Source organism: Roseibacterium elongatum DSM 19469 (assembly GCF_000590925.1).
Classification (GTDB): Bacteria; Pseudomonadota; Alphaproteobacteria; order Rhodobacterales; family Rhodobacteraceae; genus Roseibacterium; species Roseibacterium elongatum.
Genome location: NZ_CP004372.1, coordinates 161,476 through 187,030 on the forward strand (window position 1 = coordinate 161,476; position 25,555 = coordinate 187,030).

General features: G+C 67.4%; 28 protein-coding genes and 1 pseudogene. 1 reads left to right on the forward strand and 28 read right to left on the reverse strand.

Going from position 1 to position 25,555, the window contains the following annotated elements; translation table 11 throughout:
• The 28 genes and pseudogenes from nuoG to ROSELON_RS00960 form a co-directional block, all read right to left on the reverse strand.
• Nucleotides 1-2,026: pseudogene (nuoG, locus tag ROSELON_RS00825) on the reverse strand (NADH-quinone oxidoreductase subunit NuoG).
• A gap of 78 nt (nt 2,027-2,104) precedes the next feature.
• Nucleotides 2,105-2,536 (reverse strand): DUF5333 domain-containing protein, encoded by a 432-nt coding sequence (locus tag ROSELON_RS00830; RefSeq protein ID WP_025310566.1) that lies wholly within the window; start codon nt 2,534-2,536, stop codon nt 2,105-2,107.
• A 115-nt stretch (nt 2,537-2,651) separates the two neighbouring features.
• The gene (locus ROSELON_RS00835) at nt 2,652-2,906 is read right to left on the reverse strand and encodes a hypothetical protein (RefSeq protein ID WP_025310567.1); all 255 of its coding nucleotides are present in this window, start codon (nt 2,904-2,906) and stop codon (nt 2,652-2,654) included.
• Between the two features lie 168 nt (nt 2,907-3,074).
• Nucleotides 3,075-3,440, reverse strand: coding sequence for a hypothetical protein (locus tag ROSELON_RS00840; RefSeq protein WP_156945650.1), 366 nt, complete (start codon nt 3,438-3,440; stop codon nt 3,075-3,077).
• Nucleotides 3,441-3,602: 162 nt separating this feature from the next.
• Nucleotides 3,603-4,016 (reverse strand): hypothetical protein, encoded by a 414-nt coding sequence (locus ROSELON_RS00845; protein WP_025310569.1) that lies wholly within the window; start codon nt 4,014-4,016, stop codon nt 3,603-3,605.
• The gene (gene nuoF / locus ROSELON_RS00850; RefSeq protein ID WP_025310570.1) at nt 4,016-5,311 is read right to left on the reverse strand and encodes an NADH-quinone oxidoreductase subunit NuoF; all 1,296 of its coding nucleotides are present in this window, start codon (nt 5,309-5,311) and stop codon (nt 4,016-4,018) included. The genes ROSELON_RS00845 and nuoF overlap by 1 nt, the downstream gene beginning before the upstream one ends.
• Nucleotides 5,312-5,379: 68 nt before the next feature.
• A complete protein-coding gene (locus ROSELON_RS00855; protein ID WP_025310571.1) occupies nt 5,380-5,631 on the reverse strand; it encodes a DUF5337 domain-containing protein in 252 nt (83 codons plus the stop codon).
• 86 nt (nt 5,632-5,717) lie between these two features.
• Entirely contained in the window at nt 5,718-6,341 is a 624-nt protein-coding gene (locus ROSELON_RS17195) for a hypothetical protein (RefSeq protein ID WP_025310572.1), read from the reverse strand.
• 82 nt (nt 6,342-6,423) lie between these two features.
• On the reverse strand, nt 6,424-6,996 hold the full coding sequence (locus ROSELON_RS19150; protein WP_025310573.1) for a hypothetical protein: 573 nt from the start codon (nt 6,994-6,996) through the stop codon (nt 6,424-6,426).
• A gap of 190 nt (nt 6,997-7,186) precedes the next feature.
• Nucleotides 7,187-7,468 (reverse strand): hypothetical protein, encoded by a 282-nt coding sequence (locus ROSELON_RS00870; RefSeq protein ID WP_025310574.1) that lies wholly within the window; start codon nt 7,466-7,468, stop codon nt 7,187-7,189.
• Nucleotides 7,469-7,547: 79 nt separating this feature from the next.
• A complete protein-coding gene (nuoE, locus tag ROSELON_RS00875; RefSeq protein ID WP_025310575.1) occupies nt 7,548-8,564 on the reverse strand; it encodes an NADH-quinone oxidoreductase subunit NuoE in 1,017 nt (338 codons plus the stop codon).
• The gene (locus tag ROSELON_RS00880) at nt 8,558-8,872 is read right to left on the reverse strand and encodes a hypothetical protein (RefSeq protein WP_025310576.1); all 315 of its coding nucleotides are present in this window, start codon (nt 8,870-8,872) and stop codon (nt 8,558-8,560) included. The genes nuoE and ROSELON_RS00880 overlap by 7 nt, the downstream gene beginning before the upstream one ends.
• 90 nt (nt 8,873-8,962) lie before the next feature.
• On the reverse strand, nt 8,963-9,289 hold the full coding sequence (locus ROSELON_RS00885) for a hypothetical protein (protein WP_025310577.1): 327 nt from the start codon (nt 9,287-9,289) through the stop codon (nt 8,963-8,965).
• Nucleotides 9,290-9,554: 265 nt separating this feature from the next.
• A complete protein-coding gene (locus ROSELON_RS00890) occupies nt 9,555-10,790 on the reverse strand; it encodes an NADH-quinone oxidoreductase subunit D (protein ID WP_025310578.1) in 1,236 nt (411 codons plus the stop codon).
• Between the two features lie 106 nt (nt 10,791-10,896).
• A complete protein-coding gene (locus ROSELON_RS18330) occupies nt 10,897-11,769 on the reverse strand; it encodes a sulfotransferase (RefSeq protein ID WP_025310579.1) in 873 nt (290 codons plus the stop codon).
• A 5-nt stretch (nt 11,770-11,774) separates the two neighbouring features.
• Nucleotides 11,775-12,386, reverse strand: a complete 612-nt coding sequence (locus ROSELON_RS00900; protein WP_025310580.1) for an NADH-quinone oxidoreductase subunit C — start codon at nt 12,384-12,386, stop codon at nt 11,775-11,777.
• Between the two features lie 48 nt (nt 12,387-12,434).
• Nucleotides 12,435-12,959 (reverse strand): NuoB/complex I 20 kDa subunit family protein, encoded by a 525-nt coding sequence (locus tag ROSELON_RS00905; RefSeq protein WP_025310581.1) that lies wholly within the window; start codon nt 12,957-12,959, stop codon nt 12,435-12,437.
• The gene (locus tag ROSELON_RS00910) at nt 12,959-13,282 is read right to left on the reverse strand and encodes an NADH-quinone oxidoreductase subunit A (RefSeq protein WP_407059677.1); all 324 of its coding nucleotides are present in this window, start codon (nt 13,280-13,282) and stop codon (nt 12,959-12,961) included. Before ROSELON_RS00910 ends, ROSELON_RS00905 begins: the two co-directional genes overlap by 1 nt.
• A 215-nt stretch (nt 13,283-13,497) precedes the next feature.
• The gene (locus ROSELON_RS00915; protein ID WP_025310583.1) at nt 13,498-15,066 is read right to left on the reverse strand and encodes an AMP-binding protein; all 1,569 of its coding nucleotides are present in this window, start codon (nt 15,064-15,066) and stop codon (nt 13,498-13,500) included.
• Between the two features lie 69 nt (nt 15,067-15,135).
• Nucleotides 15,136-16,113, reverse strand: a complete 978-nt coding sequence (locus tag ROSELON_RS00920; RefSeq protein WP_025310584.1) for an NADPH:quinone reductase — start codon at nt 16,111-16,113, stop codon at nt 15,136-15,138.
• A 113-nt stretch (nt 16,114-16,226) separates the two neighbouring features.
• Nucleotides 16,227-17,024, reverse strand: coding sequence for a crotonase/enoyl-CoA hydratase family protein (locus tag ROSELON_RS00925; RefSeq protein WP_025310585.1), 798 nt, complete (start codon nt 17,022-17,024; stop codon nt 16,227-16,229).
• Nucleotides 17,021-17,896 (reverse strand): hydroxymethylglutaryl-CoA lyase, encoded by an 876-nt coding sequence (locus ROSELON_RS00930; protein WP_025310586.1) that lies wholly within the window; start codon nt 17,894-17,896, stop codon nt 17,021-17,023. The genes ROSELON_RS00925 and ROSELON_RS00930 overlap by 4 nt, the downstream gene beginning before the upstream one ends.
• A gap of 1 nt (nt 17,897) precedes the next feature.
• Nucleotides 17,898-18,554 (reverse strand): glutathione S-transferase family protein, encoded by a 657-nt coding sequence (locus ROSELON_RS00935; RefSeq protein ID WP_025310587.1) that lies wholly within the window; start codon nt 18,552-18,554, stop codon nt 17,898-17,900.
• On the reverse strand, nt 18,551-20,503 hold the full coding sequence (locus ROSELON_RS00940; protein ID WP_025310588.1) for an ATP-binding protein: 1,953 nt from the start codon (nt 20,501-20,503) through the stop codon (nt 18,551-18,553). The genes ROSELON_RS00935 and ROSELON_RS00940 overlap by 4 nt, the downstream gene beginning before the upstream one ends.
• A gap of 166 nt (nt 20,504-20,669) precedes the next feature.
• A complete protein-coding gene (locus ROSELON_RS00945; protein WP_025310589.1) occupies nt 20,670-21,095 on the reverse strand; it encodes an ASCH domain-containing protein in 426 nt (141 codons plus the stop codon).
• A complete protein-coding gene (locus ROSELON_RS00950; protein WP_025310590.1) occupies nt 21,092-22,699 on the reverse strand; it encodes a carboxyl transferase domain-containing protein in 1,608 nt (535 codons plus the stop codon). The genes ROSELON_RS00945 and ROSELON_RS00950 overlap by 4 nt, the downstream gene beginning before the upstream one ends.
• A gap of 19 nt (nt 22,700-22,718) precedes the next feature.
• Complete coding sequence (locus ROSELON_RS00955) at nt 22,719-23,033, reverse strand: hypothetical protein (RefSeq protein ID WP_025310591.1); 315 nt, start codon at nt 23,031-23,033, stop codon at nt 22,719-22,721.
• A gap of 4 nt (nt 23,034-23,037) precedes the next feature.
• Nucleotides 23,038-24,201 carry an isovaleryl-CoA dehydrogenase gene (locus ROSELON_RS00960; protein ID WP_025310592.1) on the reverse strand — a complete coding sequence of 388 codons (1,164 nt, stop codon included), beginning with the start codon at nt 24,199-24,201 and terminating at the stop codon, nt 23,038-23,040.
• Nucleotides 24,202-24,640: 439 nt separating this feature from the next.
• Here ROSELON_RS00960 and ROSELON_RS00965 point away from each other — a divergent pair, with 439 nt between their 5' ends.
• Nucleotides 24,641-25,525, forward strand: coding sequence for a PhzF family phenazine biosynthesis protein (locus tag ROSELON_RS00965; protein WP_025310593.1), 885 nt, complete (start codon nt 24,641-24,643; stop codon nt 25,523-25,525).
• Nucleotides 25,526-25,555: the final 30 nt, after the last annotated feature.

Here is a 25,555-nt window from a genome sequence, read left to right on the forward strand (position 1 = left end):
TTACTCCGCCGCCATCGGCGCCGTGGCACGCGCCCTGGCATTGGCGCTCAACTCGGCCATGACGGTCGAGGCCCGCGCGATCGGATTGACCAGATAGTGATCGGTGACGGCCTGAACGAAATCGGCCTGCCCCAGAGGGTTCGCCGGTAGCGGCAGCCACTCGTTCTCGATCACCTCGTCGATCATCTCCAGATAGGGCACATCCGCGATCAGCTCGCGGCGCAGCTCGGCCAGCGTGTTCCACGGCAGCGTGCGCCCGACCTCGGCCGACAGGGCCCGCAGGATCGCCCAGTTTTCCTTGGCCTCGCCCGGCGGAAAACTGGCGCGAAAGGCCAGTTGCGGCCGCCCCTCGGTGTTCACGAACAGCCCCGCCTCTTCGGGGTAGGCGGCGGCCGGCAGGATGATGTCGGCCCGGTGGGCGCCCCGGTCGCCATGGCTGCCCTGATAGATCACCACAGGCCCGGCATCGATGTCGATCTCATCGGCCCCGAGGTTATAGATCACGTCGGCCCCGTCCGTGGCGGCCGCAAGCCCGCCCTCGGTCACGGCATCGACATCCATCGCGCCGACGCGGCCCGCCGCGATGTGCAGCACCAACAGGCCCGAGCCCGTGTCCTCGGCCAGCTTCATCGCCGCGGCCAGTACCGCCTCGCCATCGGCCTCGCGCAGCGCACCCTGGCCCACGATCACGATCGAGGGGGTGTCGCGCAGTTCGTCCGATTGCGGTTGCGACACGAGCCGCTCCAACGCGGCGCGGTCGGTGCCGAGATGGTCGTAATCACTAGGTCAGGTCCACGGCGGGGCCGACCAAACCGACCGAGGCGCCGGCCAGCCATGCCTTGCGGATCCGCGCGTTCAGCACGGGCGATTCGACGCGCGGGTTGGTGCCGATCAGCATCACGCTGCGGGCGCTGTCGATATCCTCGATCGACGCCGTGCCAACATAGCCCGAGCGGTTGCCTGCCGGCAGCTTGGCACCGTCGGTGCGGCATTCCACCGTGCCGCCAAGACCCTCAATGAGTTTTTTCAGGCTGAACGCGGCCTCTGCGGGGGCCAGATCGCCCACGAGACCGGCGGGTTTCCTGGCCTCGGTCACCGCCTTGGCCGCTGCGCTCAAGGCCTCGGGCCAGCTGGCGGGGCGCAGCTTTCCGTTTTCGCGGATATAGGGGCGGTCAAGGCGCTGGCGGCGCAGCCCGTCCCAGACATAGCGCGACCGGTCGGCCAGCCATTCCTCGTTCACCCCGTCATTGTTGCGGGGCAGGATGCGCATGACCTCGCGCCCCTTGGTATCGACCCGGATGTTCGATCCCAGCGCATCCATCACGTCGATGGTCTCGGTCTTGGTCAACTCCCAGGGACGGGCGGTAAAGGCATAGGGCTTGTTCGTCAGCGCGCCCACGGGGCACAGATCGACGATGTTGCCCTGCAATTCGCTGTCCAGGGTCTGGCCCAGATAACTGGTGATCTCGGCATCCTCGCCACGGCCGGTCTGGCCCATCTGGGTGATGCCGGCGACCTCGGTGGTGAAGCGCACGCAGCGGGTGCAGGAAATGCAGCGCGTCATGTGGGTTTCGACCAGCGGCCCAAGGTCCAGGTCCTCGGTGGCGCGCTTGGGCTCGCGGTAGCGGCTAAAATCGACGCCATACGCCATGGCCTGATCCTGCAGGTCGCATTCCCCGCCCTGGTCGCAGATCGGGCAATCCAGCGGGTGATTGATCAGCAGGAACTCCATCACGCCCTCGCGGGCCTTCTTGACCATGGGGCTGTTGGTCTTGACGACGGGCGGCTGCCCCTCCGGGCCGGGGCGCAGATCCTTGACCTGCATCGCGCAGGAGGCGGCCGGTTTCGGCGGGCCGCCCACCACCTCGACCAGACACATGCGGCAATTCCCGGCAATCGTCAGGCGTTCGTGGTAGCAAAACCGGGGGATCTCGATGCCGGCCTGCTCGCAGGCCTGGATCAAGGTCATCGCCGGATCGACTTCGATCTCTTTGTCGTCGATGACGATCTTGCGTAGGTCGCTCATTGGGTCGCTCCCGTCCTGAACCGTCGCGGGGAAAGTCTGGTTCCCGCCCGCGAACGGTATGCCGCGATAGACCGCTTTCTAACCGCCCCGGAGCAGTCTGCCAATCGGCGACCCCGAGGAAATTTCGTCGCGGCCCACGCGGCAGATGCCGTCATTGTCGCGCCAGTCCACGCCGCGCTCGGCGAAATAGGCGCGCGCGATCTGCTTGTAGCGCTCCTGTTCGTCCTCATCCTCGACATAGGCTTCGATTTCGTCGCGGGTAAAGCCGAGACTTTCGGCATGATGGACCAGCCCCCGCAGAAATCCGAACGCCTGCAATCGCCGCGCGTCGATCTCGTCGCAGCGGCGGTCGATGCGCCGCCCGATGGCAAAGACCGTCAAACCGTCGCGCAAGGTCGGGTCGTCGCGCAACACCTGCCACCGGTCGCCTTGCGCGTGACCGATGGTGGTGAACAGACCCGTCACCACCAGCACGGCGCAGGCCAGCATCACTTTCATTTCCGTCTTCATCGTCTTGCCCCTTGCACGGAACGTCCCGTTCCATGCGCGATGTCGGTCAATGACGCCTTGTCATGCAATGACACGATGCCGTGAGGGCCGGAATCGGCGGACACGCGCGCCTCGCCTACAGGCGAACCCCCCAGAAGGTGACGATCAACCAGACCAGCGCGATCACTACGGCGATCGACAATACGCCGTAGATGGCGGCCTCCATCCGTTCGGGCGAGTTGAGCACAAGGGCCACCGCCGCGGCAACCATCGCCCCCATCACGATCCCCAGGATCGAGCCGCCCACACCCCAGTGATAGCCCAGGACCATGCCCGTGATGCAGCACGACAGATAGATGAAGGTGAGCCCGTACCAATAGAAGCGAACCATGAAACCTGACCTCGATTTTTCCTCATGCCGATGCTGTCGGGCCGCACGCGACCCCGCATCGAACGTCTTTGTTTGGACGCGATGCTACGGATTTCGGCGAAAAGAAACAACGATTTCAAATGCTGCGCCGGGAAATGACCCCCGGCGCTGTGGCCGCAAAGCCGCGCGTCACACGCGCCGACAGCGGCCGCTGACGGTCAGATCGCCATCGGCCGTCCGGGTCACGGCCCAGTCTCCGGTCGCGGGATCCAGCACCCAGTCGATCGCCGAGGTGCCATAGCGATCGACGCAATGCGATGTGGCCGGGAAGCGGGCGCTTTCGCGGGCCTCGTCCAGCGAGGCGCCGCCCGCCTGCACCGTCACGGTGAAGTCGCGCCGCGTTTCCCCGGTGCTCAACCGCGCACGATAGGGCAGCCCGGCCTGCTGGTTGGACCCGGCGCCGCCCACGAAACTCGACACGCGCTGACCGACGCCGCAGCCCGACACCGGAAGGACCAGGGCAAGCACGAGAGCGATGCGAATCCATGACGACATGACTGTCCTCCAACCTCTTTTCATCTTGCGCGTGCGCCGCCGCGCAGCGCAGGTCTCTGCGCAATCTCCAGATGCGCGCAACCCGGACGATCCGGCGCACGCCGCACACCCCCCACTCTCGATCGCGCAATCCAGCGGCCCCCGACAAGGGGGACAGGGGGGTCAGTGATAGTCGGCATCCACGTCAAGGCATTGCGCAAAGATGCGCAGGAACCGACCGTCAACCTGCACCGGGGCCGTGGCCAAGACCGACTGTTCGACCGACGGGCACACCGCGATCACCGCCTCGCGCAAGAACGCCTCGGCATCGCCCCCCGCGATCTGGCCCTCGATGATCTCGGCGCTGAACTGGCCCATCAAGCCGTCCCAATAGAGGTAGGCCACCGATCCGTCTTCAGCCTCGATTTCCTCTCGCCCGCCGGTCATGACCTCGGGGCGGTAGCGGATGATCGCGCGAAGGCCGCGATCCGCGTCGGACACGGTGCGTTCCAGCGCCACCTCGCCCGGCTCGGCCACAGCAGGTCCCGCAACGACCATCGCCATCGCCATCAGAGCCGCCAGACCCCGCATCGCCATCACTCCGCCGCGATTTCCACCGCACCGCCGCGTTTCACCCGGATACGATCCTCGATCTCGTCGCGGAAATTGCGGATCAGGCCCTGGATGGGCCAGGCCGCCGCATCGCCAAGCGCACAGATCGTGTGGCCTTCGACCTGCTTGGTCACCTCGAACAGCATGTCGATTTCCTCGACCCGCGCCTCGCCGCGCACCAGGCGATCCATCACGCGCATCATCCAGCCGGTACCTTCGCGACAGGGCGTGCACTGGCCGCAGCTTTCGTGCTTGTAGAATTTCGACAACCGCCAGATCGCCTTGATGATGTCGGTCTGCTTGTCCATGACGATGACCGCCGCGGTGCCAAGGCCCGACTGCAACTCGCCCCGCAGATAGTCGAAATCCATGATCGCGTCGCGCATGTTCTCACCGCGCACACAAGGCACCGACGATCCGCCGGGGATCACCGCCTTGAGGTTGTCCCATCCGCCGCGAATGCCGCCACAGTGACGCTCGATCAGTTCCTCGAAAGTGATCGACATGGCCTCTTCGACCACGCAGGGGTTGTCCACATGCCCCGAGATCGCGAACAGCTTGGTGCCCGCGTTGTTGGGGCGGCCGAATCCGGCGAACCATTCGGCCCCGCGGCGCAGGATCGTGGGCACCACGGCAATCGATTCGACGTTGTTCACCGTGGTCGGACAGCCATAAAGGCCCGCGCCCGCCGGGAAAGGCGGTTTCATGCGCGGCATGCCCTTTTTCCCCTCGAGGCTTTCGAGCAGCGCGGTTTCCTCGCCGCAGATATAGGCGCCCGCGCCGTGATGCAGGTAGAGGTCGAAATCCCAGCCCGAGTTCGCGGCGTTTTTCCCCAGAAGGCCCGCGTCATAGGCCTCGTCGATAGCGGCCTGCAGGGCCTCGCGCTCGCGGATGTACTCGCCACGGATATAGATGTAACAGGCATGCGCGTTCATCGCGAAGGACGCGATCAGGCAGCCCTCGATCAAGGTGTGCGGATCATTGCGCATGATCTCGCGGTCCTTGCAGGTGCCCGGCTCGGATTCGTCGGCATTGACGACCAGATAGCTGGGCCGGCCATCCGATTCCTTGGGCATGAAGGACCATTTCAGACCCGTCGGGAACCCGGCGCCGCCGCGCCCGCGCAACCCGCTGGCCTTCATGATCTCGATGATCTTGTCCCGGCCCAGGCCGATCAGGTCCCTGGTGCCGTCCCAATGGCCACGCTGCTTTGCACCGGCAAGGGTGCGCTCGTGCATGCCGTAGATATTGGTGAAGATCCGGTCTTTGTCCTGCAGCATATCCAGCTTTCCGTTCGCTCAAATCCTTGCGCCGGCCCGGGTCCGGTCGGGCCATGTGCCGATCGCCGCTAGGGGCGTTCGGGGTCGTTGCGGCGCGCTTTCCAAACTAGATACGTCACCACAAGCGACCATACCAGTGCGGCAATCGCCGCAAGGTCCAGCAAAAAGGCAAATCGCGGCGCCCAGCCCAATTGCGACCCAAGATACTGCCCCCCCATCCAAAAGACCATCGTCAACGACATCACCACCGCGGCCAGGCGAACCTGGCGCACGCGGCGTCGTTCACGTTCGGTGGCATCGGGGCGGGGGCGGTCGGGCATGGCACGGGCGGTTCCTGGGGTTGACCTCCCCTACCGCGCGGGGCAGCGCGGAGCAATCCCCGCGCCAGCCCCGTTCCATCGCCGCGTCAGCCCAGACGCGCCTGCGCCTGCGTCACCAGATCGTAGCGTGTGCAGGTCATCTTGAACCCCGGCTGCTGTTCGTTCAGCCAATCGATCCCGTCCGCGTCCAGCGCGGCGATCTGGTCGAAATGGAAGATGCCGAACTCGTTCAGCGCCTCGGCCAGTTTCGCGCCAACCCCCTTGAGCGAGGTCAGGTCGTCGGCGCCGCCCTCGCGGGGCGCATCCAGCAGATGCGGGCTGGGGCCGGCCGGCAACTCGCCCAGCTCGGCCATGGCCGAGGCCGTGGCCGAGACCGTGGTTTGCGCTGGCGCGGCCTCGGGTGCGGGCTGGGGCTCGGGCTCGGGGTCCGGATGCAGTTGCACCACCTCGGCCTTGGCGGGGTTCAGCGCCGCCATCGCGGTCTCTGCCGCGCCTTGCGCCTCGGCACGATCGTCGCCGCCGTTCGCCGCGACTATGGGCGCGGCCCCGGCGCGCCCGATGGCGGACCAGAATGTCATCGGCGCCGTCAGGCCCAATTCCATGGCCTGCACGGTGGCATTGCTCAGAAACGCGGCGTTGAAGGCCGTCAGTTCGAGAATGGAACGCTGCGCGGCCTGACCGCGCAGCCACATGTCTTCGGCAAGGTTCATGACCCTCTCCTCAGGTTGCTTTCACACAGCCTCCCGACGCGGGTTATACACCAACTTTGCCGCGCTGCAGAAAAAAATCTGACTAGTTGCTCTTGGCCAGGTCGCGGGCCTGTTCGATCCAGTTGTCACGGCTGACGCGGCCCTTGAACCCTTCGAGATTGTCATCCACCCAGGCGACCTCTTCGTCGGTCCAAGCCGCGATCTGATCGAAATGGTAAAAGCCCATGCTGTGCAGCAGCTCCTCCAGCTTGGGGCCCACACCCTTGATCTGCTTCAGGTCGTCGGGCCCTCCTTCGCGCGCGGCGCTCATCCCCTCGGGGCGCTTGCCCGTTTCGGCGGCGGGGGCCTCGGGCGCAGGTGCGGGTGCGGGGGCAGGCGCGGCGGCAACCGTGGCGGCCGGGGCGGCGGCTGGCTGGGCGGGCCGCGGCGCGGGGGCGGCCTTCAGATCGCCGGGCTGTCGGGGGGCCGGCAGCGGCCGGCACATCGTCACCGCAAGCACGATGCCGAATACCACGATCGCGATCACGCCGACATAAAGCGCCTGCAGCAGGGTCCAGTCGCCGACGACCATCAACAAGGCCATGATGACTATCCCGGCCAAGGTGGCCACCCCCCAGCTGACGGCCAGACAAATCAGGCCTTGAACGTTATTCATGATCCACATTCCCTCGTTTCATCGAGTGTTTCGTCGCAGTCGTTCGGCGGCGATGGTAACGCGGGAGTTTCGTCTTGTCTGCCCCACTGTTGCACCGCGGGGTCGCAGACCGCGCCATGCGGCTGGCAGACAACAGGCCCCGACGGTGCCGCCGGGGCCTGCGAATGTCCTTGCCAGACGGCCGGCGCGATCAGGCCGCGCGGTCCGTGGCCTCGGCGGTCTCCTCGGCCCCGGCATCGGTCGGGGCCCCTGCCTCCCGCGCAGCCAGAACGGCATCCACATCCGTGCACAGGGCGAGTTGCAGCACCAGCCCCGTGGCCAGGGTGGCGCCGATGGCGCCAAAGACGCCGACCAGCACCCAAAGATGGAAGAAACCGACAGCCATGAAAGCCACGGTAATGCCGACCACCGCGGCAATGACCCAACTCAGCAGCGCCAGGGCAAACTGGCGCGACGTTCTGATTTTCCACATGGAATCTGTCCTTGATCTTGCCCGCCCGTCAGGCGGCCGTTCACCGCGCGGCCCTCCCGGAGCGACAGGATTGCGCGCCTCAGCTCTCCTCGGCCAGGGCCCGCGCCTGTGCGACCCAGTCGTCGCGTTCGATCCGTCCCTTGAAGTTAAGCCGATTGTCGACCCAGGCGACCTGTTCCGGGGTCCATGCGGCAATCTGGTCGAAATGGTAGAACCCCATCTCGTTCAACAGCCCCTCAAGCTTGGGGCCGACGCCCGAAATCCGCTTGAGATCGTCGGCACCACCATCGCGCGGCGCGCCCAGCGTCTCGGGCGCCTCTTCGGCCGGCGCGGTCTGGGGGGCGGCGGCCGGCGCCGGCGCGGGGGCCGCGGGACGGTCACCGCCCGATTGCTTGCCCCAAGGCGCCAATAGCGGCAACTCGGTGCCGTCGATGCGCTTGATGGTATCGCCGATATCGGTGGCCAGCCGCGCCGAGGCGTTCAGCGCGTCGCGTCCCGCCTCATGCTCGGTGAGAGAGGTCAGCCCCGAGGCCGGCTCGGAGGCGTAGCGCCCGTTCTGCGGCCCCGGCGTCGGCACCCGGCCGGCGGCCATCTCGTCCAGCAGCCAAGCCAGTTTCTCGGCGGTCAGATCCTCGTAATAGTCCTTGCCGATCTGTGCCATGGGCGCGTTGGCGCAGGCACCCAGGCATTCCACCTCTTCCCAGCTGAACTTGCCATCCGCCGACAGCTGATGCGCGTTGGCGGCGATCTTTTCCTTGCACACGGCAACCAGATCCTCGGCGCCGCAGATCATGCACGACGTCGTGCCACAGATCTGGATATGCGCGACCGCGCCCACGGGCTGCAGCTGGAACATGAAATAGAAGGTCGCGACCTCAAGCGCCCGGATATGGGCCATGTCCAGCATGTCGGCGACATGCTCGATCGCGGGCCGGGTCAGCCAGCCCTCCTGCTCCTGCGCGCGCCACAGCAGGGGGATGATGGCGCTGGCCTGGCGGCCTTCGGGGTATTTCGTGATCTGCGCCTCGGCCCAGGCCTGGTTTGCGGGCGTGAAGGCAAAGCTTTCGGGTTGCTCGGGGTGGAGCCGTCTCAGCATGGGTCCTGTCCATCCGTCGGTCGTCTGTCACATGCGGGTTGCCAGAGACAGTCGCGAATGTCCATGCGTCGCATGTGCGCGATTGCATGCCGCCACGCCCCGACAGCCTCCGACATGCCCCGGCTTAGCCCGCGCCACAATCCGGCCCGACAGCTCTCGTTGATCAAAACGATGCGCTCCGGCGCGCTGTCGATGACCAACATGCCCTTGTTCCGCAGCTGCGCGATAATGTTGCGCGCTTCCACCCGGTCCCCGAAACCGCTGGCCGGGAGCAGAGCGTCCATCTCGCCGGCCAGTGCCTCGATCATCGCGAAAAGGGCATCGGCCCTCAAGCTTCGTCAAAAGTGTTACTGGCAATCGTGGCGCCATTCGCCTCCCCGCCAGCCCGTGGCATGCACCTAATCGTCCCGCTCCGCTGCCGCCCCAAGCATCGCCGCCGCCTCGGCGCCCGTGCAGGGCCCCCAGGCCACAAGGGTCAGCGTCCCGTTCCCTGTCGGCCGCAGCACCCCGTCCTGCATCAGGGCAATTGCCATGGACGGGAAATCATCGGCCGTCAGCCCCGCCTCGAACAGAGTCATGTTCGTGGCCTCTTCATGCAGTACGCACCCGAACCGCGCGATCGTCTGCGCCAGAGGATACCCGATATGCGACTCGGGCGTCGGGGCGTCCTCGGCCCAGGCGGGCCCGGCCAGGCCGGCGCAGGCAAGAACGACGCAGATCCGCATGGCGCCCCTCCTTTGCATGGACACGAGGGCCATCGGTGCCACAGGGCCGCGCCCATGTCCATCCGCTCAGGCCACAGCCCGGCACCCCCGACCGGCCCATCTTTATCCTCCGAAAATGCCGGGGGAGGCGCGCGGAACGCGCGGCGGGGGCAGCGCCCCCCGCGCCGAAGGCGCGCGGGTCGACGCGCGGAACGCGCGGCGCTCCCAAAGAAAAAGGCCACGCCCTGTCCAGACGCGGCCTCGATCCCCAAAGCTGACGCAGCGGTTAGCGGTCCACCTCGCCGAACACGATATCGAGCGATCCCAGGATCGCCGACACATCTGCCAACTGGTGGCCCGTGCACATGTAATCCATCGCCTGCAGATGCGCGAAACCCGGCGCGCGCAGTTTGGCGCGGTAGGGTTTGTTGGTGCCATCCGCCACCAGGTAGACGCCGAATTCGCCCTTGGGCGCTTCGACGCAGGCATAGATCTCGCCCTCGGGAACGTGGAAGCCCTCGGTATAGAGCTTGAAGTGATGGATCAGCGCCTCCATCGAGGTCTTCATGTCCGATCGTGACGGCGGGGTCAGCTTGCCGCGCGCCAGGACATCGCCCTGGTTCTCCGGCATGCGCAGCTTCTCGATGGCCTGGTGGATGATGTGGATCGACTGGCGCATCTCCTCCATCCGGCAGAGATAGCGGTCATAGCAATCGCCGTTCTTGCCGACGGGCACCTGGAATTCGAATTCGTTGTAGCATTCGTAGGGCTGCGCGCGCCGCAGGTCCCAGGCAAAGCCCGATCCGCGCACCATCACGCCGGAAAACGCCCAGTTCTGGATGTCTTCCTCGGTCACGATGCCGATATCGACATTGCGCTGCTTGAAGATCCGGTTCTCGGTCAATAGCCCGTCGATATCGTCCAGCACCTTGGGAAACTCGGTCGCCCATTCCTCGATATCGTCGATAAGCTTGGGCGGCAGGTCCTGGTGCACGCCGCCGGGGCGGAAATAGGCCGCATGCAGACGCGCCCCCGAGGCGCGCTCGTAGAAGACCATCAGCTTCTCGCGCTCCTCGAACCCCCAAAGCGGCGGCGTCAGCGCGCCGACATCCATGGCCTGCGTCGTCACGTTCAGCAGGTGGTTCAGGATGCGCCCGATCTCGCAGTAAAGCACGCGAATCAACTGCGCCCGGCGCGGCACCTCCACCCCGGTCAGCTTTTCGATGGCAAGGCACCAGGCATGTTCCTGGTTCATCGTGCCAACGTAATCCAGCCGGTCGAAATAGGGCAGGTTCTGCAGGTAGGTGCGGCTTTCCATCAGCTTTTCGGTGCCACGGTGCAGCAGCCCGATATGCGGGTCGCAGCGTTCGCAGATCTCGCCATCCAGTTCCAGAACCAGGCGCAGCACACCGTGGGCCGCCGGGTGCTGGGGCCCGAAATTGATGTTGAAATTGCGAATGTGCTGTTCCTGCGTCTCCGCGTCGTGGAAGCCGCGCGGATCGTCCATCGAACCGTCCATCATGTCTCGCATCTCATCGGTCGTTCGGCGCGAAGCGGCGCCATTTCAGATGTATGTCCCGTCTGCCATTGCCGGGCACCGGCATGCAAGGACTCGATTGCCGCAAGTCTCATACGCCGCCGCCCCATTGGCCCGGCACGCGGTCGTCAAACAGATCATAGACCCGTTCGTAGCTGGAGGCAAAAACCTCTCGCGCTTCGGCGGCCAGATCTTCGGGCATGGCCACCGTGTCGAAGCGGCTGCGGTTGGGGTTCGCGACCGCGCCGAGGGGCTGGCGCGCCAAGCCGGCGAAATCGAGCACCGCGTCATAGCTGTCTTGCGTGAACAGCGTCTCGAAGAACGCCACATGCATCCGCCCCTCGGCCAGCGCCGGCAGGCCCAGCAGCCCGGCATACTCCGAGCGGCGCCGATGCGGGTCATGGGGGTCGCCCAGCGACACGCGCGCCATGCGCACAAGGCTGTCCTCGGGCATCCCGTTGGCGAGATGGACGCGGTGATAATGCCGCAGCCCCGACCAGAACCGCGCCACCGGATCACGCAGCACCAGGACAAACCGGACATCCTCGTGCAGCGCACGCATCTCGGCGAACGCGCCGGGCGGCAGCAGGGCGTAGGCCGGCGTGAATTCATGCAAGACCGGCTGACCGGCATAGCCCCATCGGAACAGGTCGACATAGCCGGAATGATCGCACGGGTCGGGGCGCACCATCAGGCTCGTGGACCATTTCTTGCGCCACAAGGCCCGCGGCAGGCGCCGCACCAGGCGGTCGCCGCGATCGGTGAGCGCGCCGCGCCAGCGTTTCGAGTCGTGAAACGGCGCGCGGATGCGATCCCAGTAATGCACTTCCTTGATTGGGGCATGTACCTGCGGGTGGGCGGACAGCTTGCGCGCCAACCAGGTTGTCCCGGCCTTCTGCGCCCCGATGCCGATCAGCAGCGTGCGCCCGAAGTCGAAGGCAGGGCCACCAGCGGCAGGGGTCACCGCGCTCAGGCCTTTTCCTCGGCTTTCTCGTCGCCCGGCAGGATGTAATCGGCCCCTTCCCACGGGCTCATGAAATCGAACTGGCGGTATTCCTGAACCAGTTTGACCGGCTCGTAGACGACGCGCTTCAATTCGTCGTCAAAGCGCACCTCGGTATAGCCGGTGGTCGGGAAATCCTTGCGCAGGGGATGACCGCGAAAGCCGTAATCGGTCAGGATGCGGCGCAGGTCCGGGTTGCCGGAAAAGATGACGCCGAACATGTCGTAGACCTCGCGTTCGAACCACCCGGCCGAGGGGTGGATCTCGACGATCGAGGGCACGATGTCCTCTTCGCGCACGGCCGCCTTCACGCGGATCCGGTGATTGCGGTACATCGACAGGAAATGCCACACCACATCGAACCGGCGTTCGCGCTGCGGCCAGTCCACGGCGGTGATGTCCACCATGGTCGAGAACAGGCAACTGCGGTCGGATTTGAGAAACTCGATGAAGGTGGCGGCCTCCGACGCGCTGATCTCGACGTTCAGTTCGCCATGGGTGATGGACGTCGCGCGCACGGCATCCGGCATCCGTTCCGAGACGTATTCGGCAAGCTCGCGCAGGGCCTCGTTGGTCATTTCTCGTCTCTCCCTTCCGAAGGGGCCGCCCCCGGATGTCTGGTCGCTCTAGCGGATGAGGGTGCCTTCGCGGCGGATCTTGCGCTGCAATTGCAGAATACCGTAAAGCAGCGCCTCGGCCGTCGGCGGGCAGCCCGGCACATACAGGTCCACCGGCACGATCCGGTCGCAGCCGCGCACCACCGAATAGCTGTAGTGGTAATACCCGCCGCCATTGGCGCAGGACCCCATCGAGATCACGTAGCGCGGCTCGGGCATCTGGTCATAGACCTTGCGCAGCGCCGGGGCCATCTTGTTGGTCAGCGTGCCCGCCACGATCATCACGTCCGACTGGCGCGGCGTGGCGCGCGGCGCGACGCCGAAGCGTTCGGCATCGTAGCGCGGCATCGAGGTATGCATCATCTCGACGGCGCAGCAGGCCAGTCCAAAGGTCATCCAGTGCAGGCTGCCGGTGCGCGCCCAGTTGATCAGATCCTCGGTCGAAGTGACAAGAAACCCCTTGTCCTGCAACTGACGGTTCAGCTCCTGCGTGGCCACCTCGCGGTCGGCCCCGGCGGCATTGGCCCCGGTCATCACTCCCATTCCAGCGCCCCCTTCTTCCATTCATAGGCGAATCCGACCGTCAGCACGGCAAGGAACACCATCATCGACCAGAACGCCGTCATCGACATGTCTGCAAAGGTCACGGCCCACGGGAACAGGAAGGCGATCTCGAGGTCGAAAATGATGAACAGAATCGACACGAGGTAGAAGCGCACGTCGAATTTCATGCGGGCATCGTCGAACGCGTTGAACCCGCATTCGTAAGCCGACACCTTTTCAGGGTCCGGGTTGCGCACGGCGATCACCACCGCCGCAAGGATCAGGACAAGGCCCAACCCGATCGCCAGCCCCATGAAAATGAGGATCGGCGCGTAATTCGTCACAAGCTCTTGCACTCTGGGCCCTCCTTGGCGGCGGCTGCCTGTCCAATAGCCCGCAGTCCATGCGGTCGCACGGAACGGGTCCGGTCGTTGCATTCGATTTACGCGCGGCCAACGGGGCGGTCAACCGCGGCACCTGCGTCAAACGGGCCATTTGATGCACGCGGTCAGCCATGGGCACGCGCGCATCAGTCCATTTCGGCCTTGATCGCATCGCGCAATTCACGGCGCAGGATCTTGCCGCTGGCCGATTTCGGCACGCTGTCGACAAAGCGGTACTCGGCCGGGTGCTTGTAATGGGCCAGGCACCCCTCGCAATGGGCCTGCAAGGCCGGAGCGTCGACCTCGGCGTCCGGCGCGCGCACCACGAAGGCCACGGGCTCTTCGCCCGCCTCTTCGCTGGGGCGGCCGATCACGGCGGCGTCCACGATGCCCGGATGGGCGATCAGGGCGGCCTCGACCTCGGCCGGGGCCACGGCAAAGCCCTTGAACTTGATCAACTCCTTCAGGCGGTCGCGGATCGACATGAAGCCCTCGGCGTCGATTACCGCCAGATCGCCGGTGCGCAGCCAGCCCCCCTCGACCAGCGTCTCGGCCGTGGCGTCGAGGTTGTTGAGGTAGCCCTTCATCACCTGCGGGCCGCGCACCCACAGCTCGCCCTCCTCGCCCGGCCCGAGGTCGCGCCCCGTCGCCGGGTCCACGATCCGGCACTCGGTCGAGGGCACGGCCTGCCCGCTGGAGCCGTGGCGCACATTGCCGCCGACGGTCATGTGGCTGATGGGCGACATCTCGGTCATGCCGTAGCCTTGCACCGACACCGCGCCGAACCGCGCGCCCACCGCCGCCTCGGTTTCCGGGCCGAGGGGCGCCGCGCCGGAAAAGATCTCCTCGACGCTGGACAGGTCGAACCGGTCCACCAACGGATGCTTGGCCAGCGCCAGCGCCACGGGCGGCACGATATACAGGCGCGTGGCCTTGTGGGTCTGGATCAGGCCCAGGAACTGTTCCAGATCGAAGCGCGGCATCGTCACCAACCTGGCCTGCTGCGCGAGGAACAGGTTCATCAACACCGTCATGCCGTAGATGTGGAAGAACGGCAGAAAGGCCACCGCCGTATCCGACGGCGTGATCCCGGCCACCGCGCCGGACTGGGTCAGGTTGGCCACCAGATTGGCATGGGTCAGCATCACGCCCTTGGGCCGGCCCGTCGTGCCCGAAGAATAGGGCAGAACGACGATATGCGCGTCCAGATCCACAGGCGCCTGCGCCGTCAGCGGCGCGCCCATCACGTCCTCCAGCGACAGGCTCCCCTCGCCGCCGCCCCCGATCACGATCAGGTGCCGCACGCCCGTGCCCGCCATCCCGGCGCGGGCGACCTCCTCGAACATCGGGATGGTGACCAGAACCGAGGCCCCCGCATCCTGCAACTGATGCTGGATTTCGGGCGCGGTGTAGGTCGGGTTCAACGTCGTCACCGTGCCACCGCCCCAGGCGACGCCGTGAAACACCACCGCGTATTCGGGGATGTTGGGCGCCAGCAGGGCCACCGTGCCGCCGGGCAGGATGTCGCGCTCGGTCAGCCCGCCAGCCAGCCGCTGGATCCCCTCCATCAGCGCACCGGCCGTCACCTCGCGCCCGGTGGGGCCGTCGATCATCGCGACGGCGTCGGCGCGCGGCGCAAGGCCCTGGAAAAGCCGCTCGGTGATCGAGATGCGCGGCACCTCGACCGTGCCGTGAAGGCTCGGAAAAATCGTCATCTGGCTGTCCTCCCTCGCGCGCCCCGTTCCCTCCCGCGGGGGCGTGCGACGAAGGCTAGCAAGCGCGCGTCAGATGTCCAGCACCACCGTGCCCAGCTTGTCGCCCGAGGCGACCAGATCATGCGCCGCCGCGCAGTCGGCCAGCCCGCCACCCGACACCACGGCATGGCTCAGCGCGCCGGCCTCCAGCCACGTGGTCAACTGCGCCTCGCCCATGCGCCGCGCCTCGCCCGCCAGTTGATAGACGATCAGCATATGCAGGCGAATGTCGCGGAACATGAACGGGTAGAACTCCAGCACCGGGGCCATCTCGCTGGCCGAGGCATAGGCGGCGATGGTGCCGCCCGGTTTGAGCAGCGCGAGGGACGCGTCCTGGTTCGCGGCAAAATCCACCTCGACGATGCGGTCCACGCCCGCGCCATAGGTCAGGTCCATCACCGCCTGAACCACGTCCGCCTCGCGGTAATTCACCCAGTCCCCGGCCCCGGAATGGGCGGCCTTTTCCTTGGAGGACACCGTGGTGATGACCCGCGCGCCGGACAGTTCCGCCATCTGGCAGGCATAGCGCCCGACCGTTCCGGCCCCGCCCGTCACCAGCACCGTCTGCCCCGCCACCGGTCCGTCGCCGCAGACGGCATACCATGCCGTCATCGCCGGAATGCCCAGACAGGCCCCTTCGCCAAAGCCCGTCCCCTCGGGCAGGCGCACCGCCTGCGCGGCGGGCAGCGCGGCATACTCCGCCGCCGTGCCGAAGGCGCGTTGCCAGCCTGCGTTCCAGATCCAGACACGCTCGCCCAGACGGGCGGCATCGACGCCTTCGCCGACGGCCTCGATCACGCCCGCCCCGTCCGAATGCGGAATGACGCGCGGATAGGCCATCTCGGCGCCGGGCCGCGCGCCTGCGCGCAGTTTCACGTCCGACGGGTTGATCCCAGTGGCTCGCAGGCGCACCAGCACCTCGCCGGGGCCCGCCACCGGGTCCGGCATCTCGCCGAGGGTCAGAACCTCCGCCGCCGCGCCGAAGCGTTCATACCAAACCGCACGCATGCCACCGCCCTTTCCGGTCCCGCTCCGAAGGTGCCCCTTCTTCTTGGGTCAAATACTCCCGCCGGGGGCGCGCTGCGGCAAGGGGGTCGATCCCCCGCGCCGCAGCCCCCCGCTCAGCCCCCCGCTCCGCTCTCGGCCCAGCGCGCTTTGCGCTTGTCGAAAAACGCGCCGATCCCCTCGGCCGCCTCGTCGCCTTCCCAGCGGGCGACCAGCGCGTCGATCGACAGCGACACCTGCGCCTCGTCCAGCGGCGCGGCCAGATCGGCGACCAGCGCCTTGCCTGCGGCGACCGCGCCGGGCGCGGCCGACAGATATGGCGCGATCTCGGCCTCGATCGCCGCGTCCAGGTCGTCGGCCGATACCGTGTGCGCCAAAAGGCCCAACGCCACCGCCTCCTCGGCGGCAAAGACCCGCCCCGAAAAGAACACCCGCCGCGCATTGGCCGCCCCCATCCGCGCCACGACATAGGGGCCGATGGTGGCCGGGATCAGGCCGAGACGCACCTCGGTCAAACCCATCTTGGCGCCCGCAACCCCGATCGCCACGTCGCACACGCTCATCAACCCCACGCCGCCGCCAAAGCTCTGGCCCTGCACCCGCCCGATCAGGGGTTTCGGCATCCGGTCGAGCGCGCCCAGCATCTCGGCCAGGCTGCGGGCCTCGCGGGCCCGGGTCTCGGCATCGGCCTGCATCTGGTCCTTCATCCAGCCCAGATCGCCCCCGGCACAGAAACTGCGCCCCTCGCCGGTCAGAACGACCACCCGCACCGCCGGGTCGCGGCCCAGCCGTACGGCGGCCTCGGTCAGGTCTGCGATCATGGCGGCATTCATCGCGTTGTGCTTGTCGGGGCGCGCCAGCGTCAGCGTCGCCACCCCGCGTGCGTCCACCTCGATCCGGATCGTCTCGGTCATCCCGTCTCTCCCTCATCGCGCGGCGCGCGCATGGCCCGCGCCATGGCCGCCGCCTGTTCGATCACCGACAGGCTCAGCCCGGTTTCATGGCCCAGATCGGCCAGACGGCGCGCCACCGCCTCGGTCGCCACATTGCCCGCCGCCCCCGGCGCATAGGGGCACCCGCCCAAACCGCCCACGGCAGCATCGAAGACCCGCAGGCCCCGACCCAGTGCCACCTCGATATTGTCGAGTGCGCGGCCGGCGGTGTCATGAAAATGCCCCGCCAGCATGTCTGGCGGCACCTCGCCCAACACGGCGGACAGCATCGCATCGACCGCCTCGGGCGTGCCCTGCCCGATCGTGTCGCCCAGCGAGATCTCGTAGCAGCCCATGGCGCGCAAGCGTGCCGCCACCCGCGCGACCGAGGCCGGGGCCACCGCCCCGTCATAGGGGCAATCGGTGACGCACGAGATATAGCCCCGCACCGGCACGCCATCGGCCCGCGCGGCCTCGGCCACGGGGGCAAAGCGCGCCAGGCTTTCCTCGATGCTGGCATTGATATTGGCGCGGCTGAACCCCTCGGAGGCCGCACCGAAAATCGCCACCTCGTCGGCTCGCGCCGCGCGGGCGCGCTCGTAGCCTTTCATGTTGGGCGTCAGCGCGGCATAGGACACGCCCGGCGCCCGCGCGATCCCGGCCAGAACCTCGGCACTGTCGGCCATCTGCGGCACCCATTTGGGGCTGACGAAACTGGCCACCTCGATCCGGCGAAACCCCGCGCGGCTCAACAGGTCGACCAGCGCCACCTTTTCCGCCGTCGGGATCAGGCGCTTTTCGTTCTGCAACCCGTCACGCGGCCCGACCTCGAAAATCTCGACGAACTCCGGCATCTCACCCCTCCCAGGGTTCATAATAGTCGCGCGTATACAGCCGCTCGGCATCCTCGACCGGCAGGCTGGCGATAAAGCCGGGCCGCGCCGTGATCCGCGCATACCACGCCGCGAGGCGCGGGAAAGCCTCGAGCGGTGCGAAATGGCGCGCCATGTACACCGCCTGCCCCACGCTGACATCGGCGGCCGAGAACCCACCGTCGAGCAGATAGTCGCGCCCCTCCAGCCGCCCCTCGATCGCGGCATAGCATTTCTCGATCCGCCTCGCCTCCAGCTTCATGACCACCGGGCTGCGCATCGCGTCGTCGTAAAGCATCAGGTGCTGCTGGGTCAGCGCCGCCACATGCTGGCTCAGTGTCTCGGAAAAATGCACCCAGATCAGCCAGTCGATCCGCTCCGCATCGCCCGGCATCCGGCCCATGGCGCTGTCGGGGAACCGCTCGCACAACGCCTCGGTGATCGCACCCGTCTCCCAGATCGTGCGCCCGTCCATCTCCAGCGCGGGCACGCGACCCGCCGGGTTCAGCGCCAGGTATTCGGGGCTGCGCAGCGACTTGTCGAAGGGCCATTGCACCACCTCGAACTCCACGCCCATTTCATGCAGCAACCAGAAGGTCCGCATCGAGCGGCTCTGCGGCACATGATGCAGCCGGATCATGCCGCGCTCTCCGCTTCGTCTTCCAGCACGATCAGCGCGGCCCCCGCCTCGACCTGCGCGCCCTCGGCCACCAGAACCTCGGCCACGACACCATCGCGCCCGGCGACCAACGCATGCTCCATCTTCATCGCCTCCAGCACCGCCAACCGGTCGCCCGCCGCCACGGCCTGCCCCGGCGCGACCAACACGGTCTTGACCAGCCCGGGCATCGGCGCCTCGATCCGGCCCGCCGCCGCCCCCGGCCCGGCGGCCACGTCCAGCGGGTCGGGGATAGTGAAATGCGCGGCCTCGCCCTGGAACACCGACAGACCGGCCTCATGGGAAACGACGCGCGCCGGCACCGCCTGCCCATCGATCGACCACCGCTCCCCGTCACGGGCCACGGTGACGGCCCCGTCCTCGGTCGTGACGCGCGCGCGCCCGCTCCCCAAAACCGCGACCCGGCCCTCATGCAGCACATCGCCCTCGGCCAGGCACACGGCCCGGTCCAGCGCCGCCCACAGCGTGAACCCCGCCGCCGCGTCGCCATCGCCCGCGCCCAGCACCGCCCCCGCCAGGGCCAGCCGGATCGCATCCGGCGCCGCCGAAACCTCCGCCGACAAGGCCGCGACATCGCGGTCGATCAACCCGGTATCCACGTCGCCGGCCGCAAAGCCCTCATGCGTGGCCAACCGCCGCAGAAAGGTCAGATTGGTGACGGACCCGGCCACCTCGGTCTCGGCCAGGGCGTGATCGAGTTGCCGTAACGCCGCCGCGCGCGTCGGCCCATGCACCGTCAGCTTGGCGATCATCGGGTCGTACCAGGGGCTGATCTCGTCGCCCGGCCGCACGCCCGTATCGGCCCGCACCCCGCCGGGAAAGCGCAGATGCGCCAGCCGCCCCGTCGCGGGCAGAAACCCTTTCGGCACATCCTCGGCATAAAGCCGCGCCTCGAAGGCATGGCCGCTGATCGACAGATCCCCCTGGCCACAGGGCAGCGCCTCGCCCGAGGCGACGCGCAACTGCCACTCCACCAGATCCACGCCGGTGATCGCCTCGGTCACCGGATGTTCGACCTGCAGCCGCGTGTTCATCTCCATGAAATAGAACCGGTCGGGCCGCAGACCGGCACTGGCATCGACGATGAACTCGACCGTCCCCGCCCCGCTATAGCCGATCGCCTCGGCGGCGCGCACGGCGGCGGCCCCCATCTCGGCGCGCATCTCCTCGGTCATGCCGGGGGCGGGCGCCTCCTCGATCACCTTCTGGTGGCGGCGCTGCAGCGAACAATCCCGCTCGAAGAGATGCACCGCATCCGTCCCGTCGCCGAACACCTGCACCTCGATATGGCGCGGCTTCTCGACGAATTTTTCGATCAACACCGCGTCATTTCCGAATGCCGTGGCCGCCTCCCCCTTGGCGCTCGCCAGCGCCTCCATGAAGCCCGCCGGTGCATCCACCTTGCGCATGCCCTTGCCGCCGCCCCCCGCAACCGCCTTGATCAGGACCGGGTAGCCGATGGCATCCGCCGCCCCCGACAGATGCTCGGGGTCCTGGTTTTCGCCGTGATAGCCCGGCACGACCGGCACGCCCGCCTCCTGCATCAGCGCCTTGGCCGCATCCTTCAGCCCCATCGCGCGGATTGCCTTGGCCGACGGCCCGATGAAAACCAGCCCCGCCGCCTCCACCGCCTCCACGAAATCGGGGTTTTCGGACAGGAACCCATAGCCCGGATGGATCGCCTGCGCACCGGTGGCCTGCGCGGCAGCGATGATCGCATCGCCCCGCAAATAGCTGTCCGCCGGGCGTGGCCCGCCGATATGCACCGCCTCATCGGCCATCGCCACATGACGCGCCCCGGCATCCGCGTCGGAAAAGACCGCCACCGTGCCCACGCCCAGCTTCCGCGCCGTCTCGATCACACGACAGGCGATCTCGCCCCGGTTCGCAATCAGGATCTTGTGAAACATCATCCCTCCCTCGGACGCGCGGGCCCTCTCGCCCGACCCGCACCTTCATCTTGGCCAAAAACCTCTCGGGGGAGCGCGAGGGGGCAGACAGCCCCCTCGCTCCCACCGATGCCAAAGGCACAACCGGCGGCACCTCCGCGCGCCGCCCCGTGCCGCCCGGGCGCGCTCACGCCTGCCCCTCCCGCAGATCCTCGACCAGCTCGAACCGCTCCCAGATCAGCGGCATATCGGGGGCGAAAATGCCCAGCCGGCGATAGTACCGCTCATGTCCCGCGCGCCAGCTCTCCAGGCTGTCGTCCTCGCCCTCCAGCAGCGCCATCTCCTCGGTCATGTCGCAAAACCGCAGCGGCACCAACGCGACCGTCCGCGTGACCAGCTGCGGCACATCGTCGAAATCCAGCGCGATATCGCACCGACCCACCACCGGTGCGGCCTCTCCCGCCGCGATCTCGGCCTCCGAGCTGCAGGTCGCCCGCTTTCGGCCCGCCCGTACCAGGGCCAGCAGCTCGGCGCACAAGTCCGGGCCGTCCCCGAACCGGTAGGTCGTGGCCCCCGGGTAGCGCCGCCGCAGGGCGTCCAGCGCCGCCGTCACATCCGAAACACGCCAAAGCGTGTCTCCTCGATGGGCGCGTTCAGCGCCGCCGACAGGCTCAGCCCCAGCACCTCGCGCGACCGGCGCGGGTCCACCACCCCGTCATCCCATAGCCGCGCCGAGGCATAGAGCGGATGCGACTGGCGCTCGAACATCTCGATGGTCGGGCGCTTGAACGCGGCCTCGTCCTCGGGCGACCACGCCTCGCCCGCCCGCTCGATCGCGTCGCGCTTGACGGTGGCCAGAACACCCGCCGCCTGCGCCCCGCCCATCACGCTGATCCGGCTGTTGGGCCAGGTCCACAGGAAGCGCGGCGAATAGGCCCGCCCCGCCATGCCGTAATTCCCGGCCCCAAACGACCCGCCCACCAGCATCGTCACCTTGGGCACAGCGGTCGTGGCCACCGCCGTCACCATCTTGGCGCCATGGCGCGCGATGCCTTCGTTCTCGTATTTGCGGCCCACCATGAACCCGGTGATGTTCTGCAGGAACACCAGCGGGATCTTGCGCTGCGAACACAGCTCGACAAAATGCGCCGCCTTCTGCGCGGACTCAGAGAACAGCACGCCATTGTTGGCGATGATCCCGACGGGCAGGCCCATCACCTCGGCGAACCCGGTCACGATCGTCTCGCCGAAACGCGGCTTGAACTCGTCGAACCAGCTGTCATCGACCACCCGCGCGATCACCTCGCGGATGTCATAGGGCGTCGACAGGGACGCCGGAACCACGTCGAACAATTCCTCCGGATCGTAGGCCGGGGGCCGCCCCTGTAGGGCGGGCTTCAGCCCGCCGCCGCCTGCGCCTTTCAGCGACCCGACCGCCCGCCGCGCCAAGGCCAGTGCATGCGCGTCATCCTCGGCCAGATAGTCGGCAACCCCGGACAGGCGCGTATGCACATCGCCGCCGCCCAGATCCTCGGCCGTCACCACCTCGCCCGTCGCGGCCTTGACCAGCGGCGGTCCGGCCAGAAAGATCGTCCCCTGTTCCTTCACGATAATCGTCACGTCCGACATCGCGGGCACATAGGCGCCCCCGGCCGTGCAGGAGCCCATGACGACGGCGATCTGCGCGATCCCCTTCGCACTCATCCGCGCCTGGTTGTAGAAAATCCGCCCGAAATGGTCGCGGTCGGGAAAGACCTCGTCCTGCTGCGGCAGGTTGGCGCCGCCACTGTCCACCAGATAAATGCAGGGCAGATGGCACTCCTCGGCGATCTCTTGCGCGCGCAGGTGCTTTTTCACCGTCATCGGGAAATAGGTGCCGCCCTTCACGGTGGCGTCGTTGCACACCACCATGACCTCGCGGCCCTGCACCCGGCCCACGCCCGCGATCACGCCCGCCGCCGGGGCCGCGCCGTCATAGAGGCCATGCGCCGCCGTCGCGCCCACCTCCAGAAACGGCGAGCCGGGATCGAGCAGGTTGGCCACCCGGTCACGCGGCAGCATCTTGCCCCGCGACAAGTGCCGCTCGCGCGCCCGCGCGCCGCCCCCCTCGGCGGCCAGCGCGGCGGCCTCCTCGATCACGCACAGAGCCTCGAGATGGGCGGCGCGGTTCGCTCGCACCTCGTCCGATCCCGTCACCAGAGCCGATTTCAATCTCATCTCACGCCTCCCCCGCGCCTCATGTCCCCAGCTCCGCCTCCAGAGCGTCCGCGTCGATCTCCACCGCACGGCCCAGCCGATCCACCGGATAGGCCCTTGCCCGCCCGCCCTCGGGCGCGCAGATCACCACCATCCGCACCCCCGGCAGGGCCGAGGGGCGTGCAAAGCAATCGGTGCGCGCGCCACCGGTCTCGGCCACGTAGCCGGCCGCCACGGCTTCGATGATCTCGGTCTCGCCGGGCGGGGCGGCCCGGAGACCCAGCAGCACGCCCAGCGCGCCCACAAAGGCCAACAGCGCCGCCAGCGGCAGGATCAGGCCACGCCGCCCGCCCATCGCCTCAGACCATCGCCGCCATCAATTCACGCCCCACCAGCATGCGCCGGATCTCGGACGTGCCCGCCCCGATCTCCATCAGCTTGGCGTCGCGGAACATGCGGCTGACGGGGCTGTCATTCATGAACCCCGCGCCGCCCATCGCCTGCACCGCCTGATGCGCGACCTTCATCCCCTCTTCCGAGGCATAAAGCACGCAGCCCGCCGCATCCTGCCGCGTGACCTCGCCACGATCGCAGGCCTTGGCGACCTCGTAGGCATAGGCCCGCGCGGTGTTCAGCGCGACATACATGTCGGCGATCTTGCCCTGCATCAGTTGAAAGTTTCCGACCGGCTGGCCGAACTGCTTGCGCTCGGCCATGTAGGGCATGATCTCGTCCATGCAGCCGGCCATGATGCCGATATTGACGCCCGACAGAACCACGCGCTCGTAATCGAGGCCCGACATCAGCACGCGCACGCCGCGCCCCTCTTCGCCCAGCACGTTCTCGAAGGGCACTTCGACATCCTCGAAGACCAGTTCGGCCGTGTTCGACCCGCGCATCCCCATCTTGTCGAAATGCGGGCTGGTCGAGAACCCTTTCATCTCCTTTTCGACGAGAAAGGCCGTGATGCCGCGCGATCCCGCCTCGGGGTCGGTCTTGGCATAGACCACCAGCGTGTCTGCATCGGGGCCGTTGGTGATCCAGTATTTCGTGCCGTTCAGCGTGTAATAGCCGTTCTTCTTCTCGGCGCGCAGCTTCATGCCCACCACGTCCGAGCCCGCGCCCGCCTCGGACATGGCCAGCGCGCCGACATGCTCGCCCGAGATCAGCTTGGGCAGGTACTTCTGCTTCTGCTCCTCAGTCGCGTTCAGCTTGATCTGGTTGACGCAGAGGTTCGAATGCGCCCCGTAGCTCAGCCCGATCGAGGCAGAGACGCGGCTGATCTCCTCCACCGCGATGGTATGCGCCAGGTATCCCATCCCGGCGCCGCCATAGGCCTCGTCCACCGTGATGCCCAAAAGGCCCAACTCGCCCATCTCGGTCCACAGCTCGTTCGGAAACGCGTTGGATTTGTCGGTCTCGGCGGCCAGCGGCTTTACCCGCTCCTGCGCCCAGCGATGCACCATCTCGCGCAGCGCGTTGACGTCGTCGCCGAGATCAAAGTTCATCGAGGCCATGAACATGCCCTCGCCCTCCCCTTAATTGAACACTTGTTCATTTAATACGAGCACAGGTGAGTCGTGTCAAAGGGAACCTGCGTTCACCCGATCTTAACCGATCCGTGCCAGTCTCTGCGGTCATGGACATGTCCCGCCGGGTGCTGACACCGCCCGGCCCGCAAATCAGGGTCCCAGCTGCTGCCAAAGACCGCCCCCAAAGGGCCTAGGCGGCGGGCCGACCGAACCGGTTCAAGGCCCCCGGAGGTTCCGGGGTGTGGACACCTCCCCTTGGCGGCGCCGCCATCCTTGCGACCAGCCAGACGGGCCGCGCGCTCTTCCCCCGAGACAGACGCCAAATCAAAGGCACCACCGGACCTGTCGACAGGTCCGGGCCTGAAAACGGCCCCTTGCCAAGCCGCCCGCCAGCCTGTTCCCTGACGTCCGATCCCCAAAAGGCGCGCACATGCTCAGCTATCACATCCATGACGTCTTCACCGACGCCCCCTTTGCCGGAAATCCGCTGGCCATCGTCGAAGGCGCAGACGGGCTGAGCACCGCGCAGATGCAGACCCTCGCGCGGCAGTTCAACCTGTCCGAAACCATCTTCGTCCAGACGCCCGACGACCCCGCCCATACCGCCAAGGTGCGCATCTTCACGCCCGGCGCCGAGATCCCCTTTGCCGGTCACCCCACCATCGGCTGCGCCCTGCATCTGGCGGGCGGGCAGAACGGCACGATCACGCTCGAGGAACGGGCGGGCCTTGTTCCCGTTGCCATCACCGAAAACGGCACGCTGGCCGAGTTCACCGCCCCGCGCATCCCCGCCCCCATCGGCACCGCGCCCGATGCCGCCACCATCGCGGCGGCCATCGGCCTCGCCCCCGACCGGATCGGCCCCCACGCCCCCGGCGCGTTCGAGGGCGGGCCGGCCTTTCTCTATGCGCAACTGACCGACCTTGCCGCGCTGGCCGCCGCCAGCCCATGCCAACCCGGTTGGGCAGCCATGATGCGCGCGGCGGGCATCGACGACACAGGCCGATCGGCCGTCGGCTTGTACCTTTACGCACCGGGAGAGGGCTGCGACTGGCAGGCGCGCATGTTCGCCCCCGATGACGGCATCCCCGAGGACCCGGCCACCGGCTCGGCGACCGCGCTTCTTGCCGGGCAGCTTCTGGCCAATGGCGCCCTGCCCGAGGGCACCACCACCCTGCACCTGCGCCAGGGGGTCGAGATGGGCCGCCCCTCGTCGCTACGCCTCGCTGCCGATGTCGCGGGCAGAACCCTGTCCGCCATCCGCGTGGCCGGCGCGGCCGTGCCCGTGGCCACGGGGAAAATCCGTCTGCCATGACAGGTGCCTTTCCTCACCGCGCCGCCATGC

Excerpts from the sequence above, each read along its gene's own strand:
- ROSELON_RS00885 (WP_025310577.1), bottom strand. The coding sequence starts at position 9,289 with ATGCGGATCTGCGTCGTTCTTGCCTGCGCCGGCCTGGCCGGGCCCGCC.
- ROSELON_RS00855 (WP_025310571.1), bottom strand. The coding sequence starts at position 5,631 with ATGCCCGACCGCCCCCGCCCCGATGCCACCGAACGTGAACGACGCCGC.
- ROSELON_RS00940 (WP_025310588.1), bottom strand. The coding sequence starts at position 20,503 with ATGTTTCACAAGATCCTGATTGCGAACCGGGGCGAGATCGCCTGTCGT.
- ROSELON_RS00830 (WP_025310566.1), bottom strand. The coding sequence starts at position 2,536 with ATGAAGACGGAAATGAAAGTGATGCTGGCCTGCGCCGTGCTGGTGGTG.
- ROSELON_RS19150 (WP_025310573.1), bottom strand. The coding sequence starts at position 6,996 with ATGAATAACGTTCAAGGCCTGATTTGTCTGGCCGTCAGCTGGGGGGTG.
- ROSELON_RS00835 (WP_025310567.1), bottom strand. The coding sequence starts at position 2,906 with ATGGTTCGCTTCTATTGGTACGGGCTCACCTTCATCTATCTGTCGTGC.
- ROSELON_RS00880 (WP_025310576.1), bottom strand. The coding sequence starts at position 8,872 with ATGATCGAGGCACTGGCCGGCGAGATGGACGCTCTGCTCCCGGCCAGC.
- ROSELON_RS00900 (WP_025310580.1), bottom strand. The coding sequence starts at position 12,386 with ATGACCAACGAGGCCCTGCGCGAGCTTGCCGAATACGTCTCGGAACGG.
- ROSELON_RS00925 (WP_025310585.1), bottom strand. The coding sequence starts at position 17,024 with ATGACCGAGACGATCCGGATCGAGGTGGACGCACGCGGGGTGGCGACG.
- ROSELON_RS00890 (WP_025310578.1), bottom strand. The coding sequence starts at position 10,790 with ATGATGGACGGTTCGATGGACGATCCGCGCGGCTTCCACGACGCGGAG.
- nuoF (WP_025310570.1), bottom strand. The coding sequence starts at position 5,311 with ATGCTGCAGGACAAAGACCGGATCTTCACCAATATCTACGGCATGCAC.
- ROSELON_RS00950 (WP_025310590.1), bottom strand. The coding sequence starts at position 22,699 with ATGAGATTGAAATCGGCTCTGGTGACGGGATCGGACGAGGTGCGAGCG.
- ROSELON_RS00840 (WP_156945650.1), bottom strand. The coding sequence starts at position 3,440 with ATGTCGTCATGGATTCGCATCGCTCTCGTGCTTGCCCTGGTCCTTCCG.
- ROSELON_RS00960 (WP_025310592.1), bottom strand. The coding sequence starts at position 24,201 with ATGTTCATGGCCTCGATGAACTTTGATCTCGGCGACGACGTCAACGCG.
- ROSELON_RS00910 (WP_407059677.1), bottom strand. The coding sequence starts at position 13,282 with ATGGGGCTGGCGATCGGGTTGGGCCTTGTCCTGATCCTTGCGGCGGTG.
- ROSELON_RS00845 (WP_025310569.1), bottom strand. The coding sequence starts at position 4,016 with ATGGCGATGCGGGGTCTGGCGGCTCTGATGGCGATGGCGATGGTCGTT.
- ROSELON_RS00930 (WP_025310586.1), bottom strand. The coding sequence starts at position 17,896 with ATGCCGGAGTTCGTCGAGATTTTCGAGGTCGGGCCGCGTGACGGGTTG.
- ROSELON_RS00905 (WP_025310581.1), bottom strand. The coding sequence starts at position 12,959 with ATGACCGGGGCCAATGCCGCCGGGGCCGACCGCGAGGTGGCCACGCAG.
- ROSELON_RS00915 (WP_025310583.1), bottom strand. The coding sequence starts at position 15,066 with ATGACGATTTTTCCGAGCCTTCACGGCACGGTCGAGGTGCCGCGCATC.
- nuoE (WP_025310575.1), bottom strand. The coding sequence starts at position 8,564 with ATGCTGAGACGGCTCCACCCCGAGCAACCCGAAAGCTTTGCCTTCACG.
- ROSELON_RS00920 (WP_025310584.1), bottom strand. The coding sequence starts at position 16,113 with ATGCGTGCGGTTTGGTATGAACGCTTCGGCGCGGCGGCGGAGGTTCTG.
- ROSELON_RS00870 (WP_025310574.1), bottom strand. The coding sequence starts at position 7,468 with ATGTGGAAAATCAGAACGTCGCGCCAGTTTGCCCTGGCGCTGCTGAGT.
- ROSELON_RS00965 (WP_025310593.1), top strand. The coding sequence starts at position 24,641 with ATGCTCAGCTATCACATCCATGACGTCTTCACCGACGCCCCCTTTGCC.
- ROSELON_RS00935 (WP_025310587.1), bottom strand. The coding sequence starts at position 18,554 with ATGATCCGGCTGCATCATGTGCCGCAGAGCCGCTCGATGCGGACCTTC.
- ROSELON_RS17195 (WP_025310572.1), bottom strand. The coding sequence starts at position 6,341 with ATGAACCTTGCCGAAGACATGTGGCTGCGCGGTCAGGCCGCGCAGCGT.
- ROSELON_RS00955 (WP_025310591.1), bottom strand. The coding sequence starts at position 23,033 with ATGGGCGGGCGGCGTGGCCTGATCCTGCCGCTGGCGGCGCTGTTGGCC.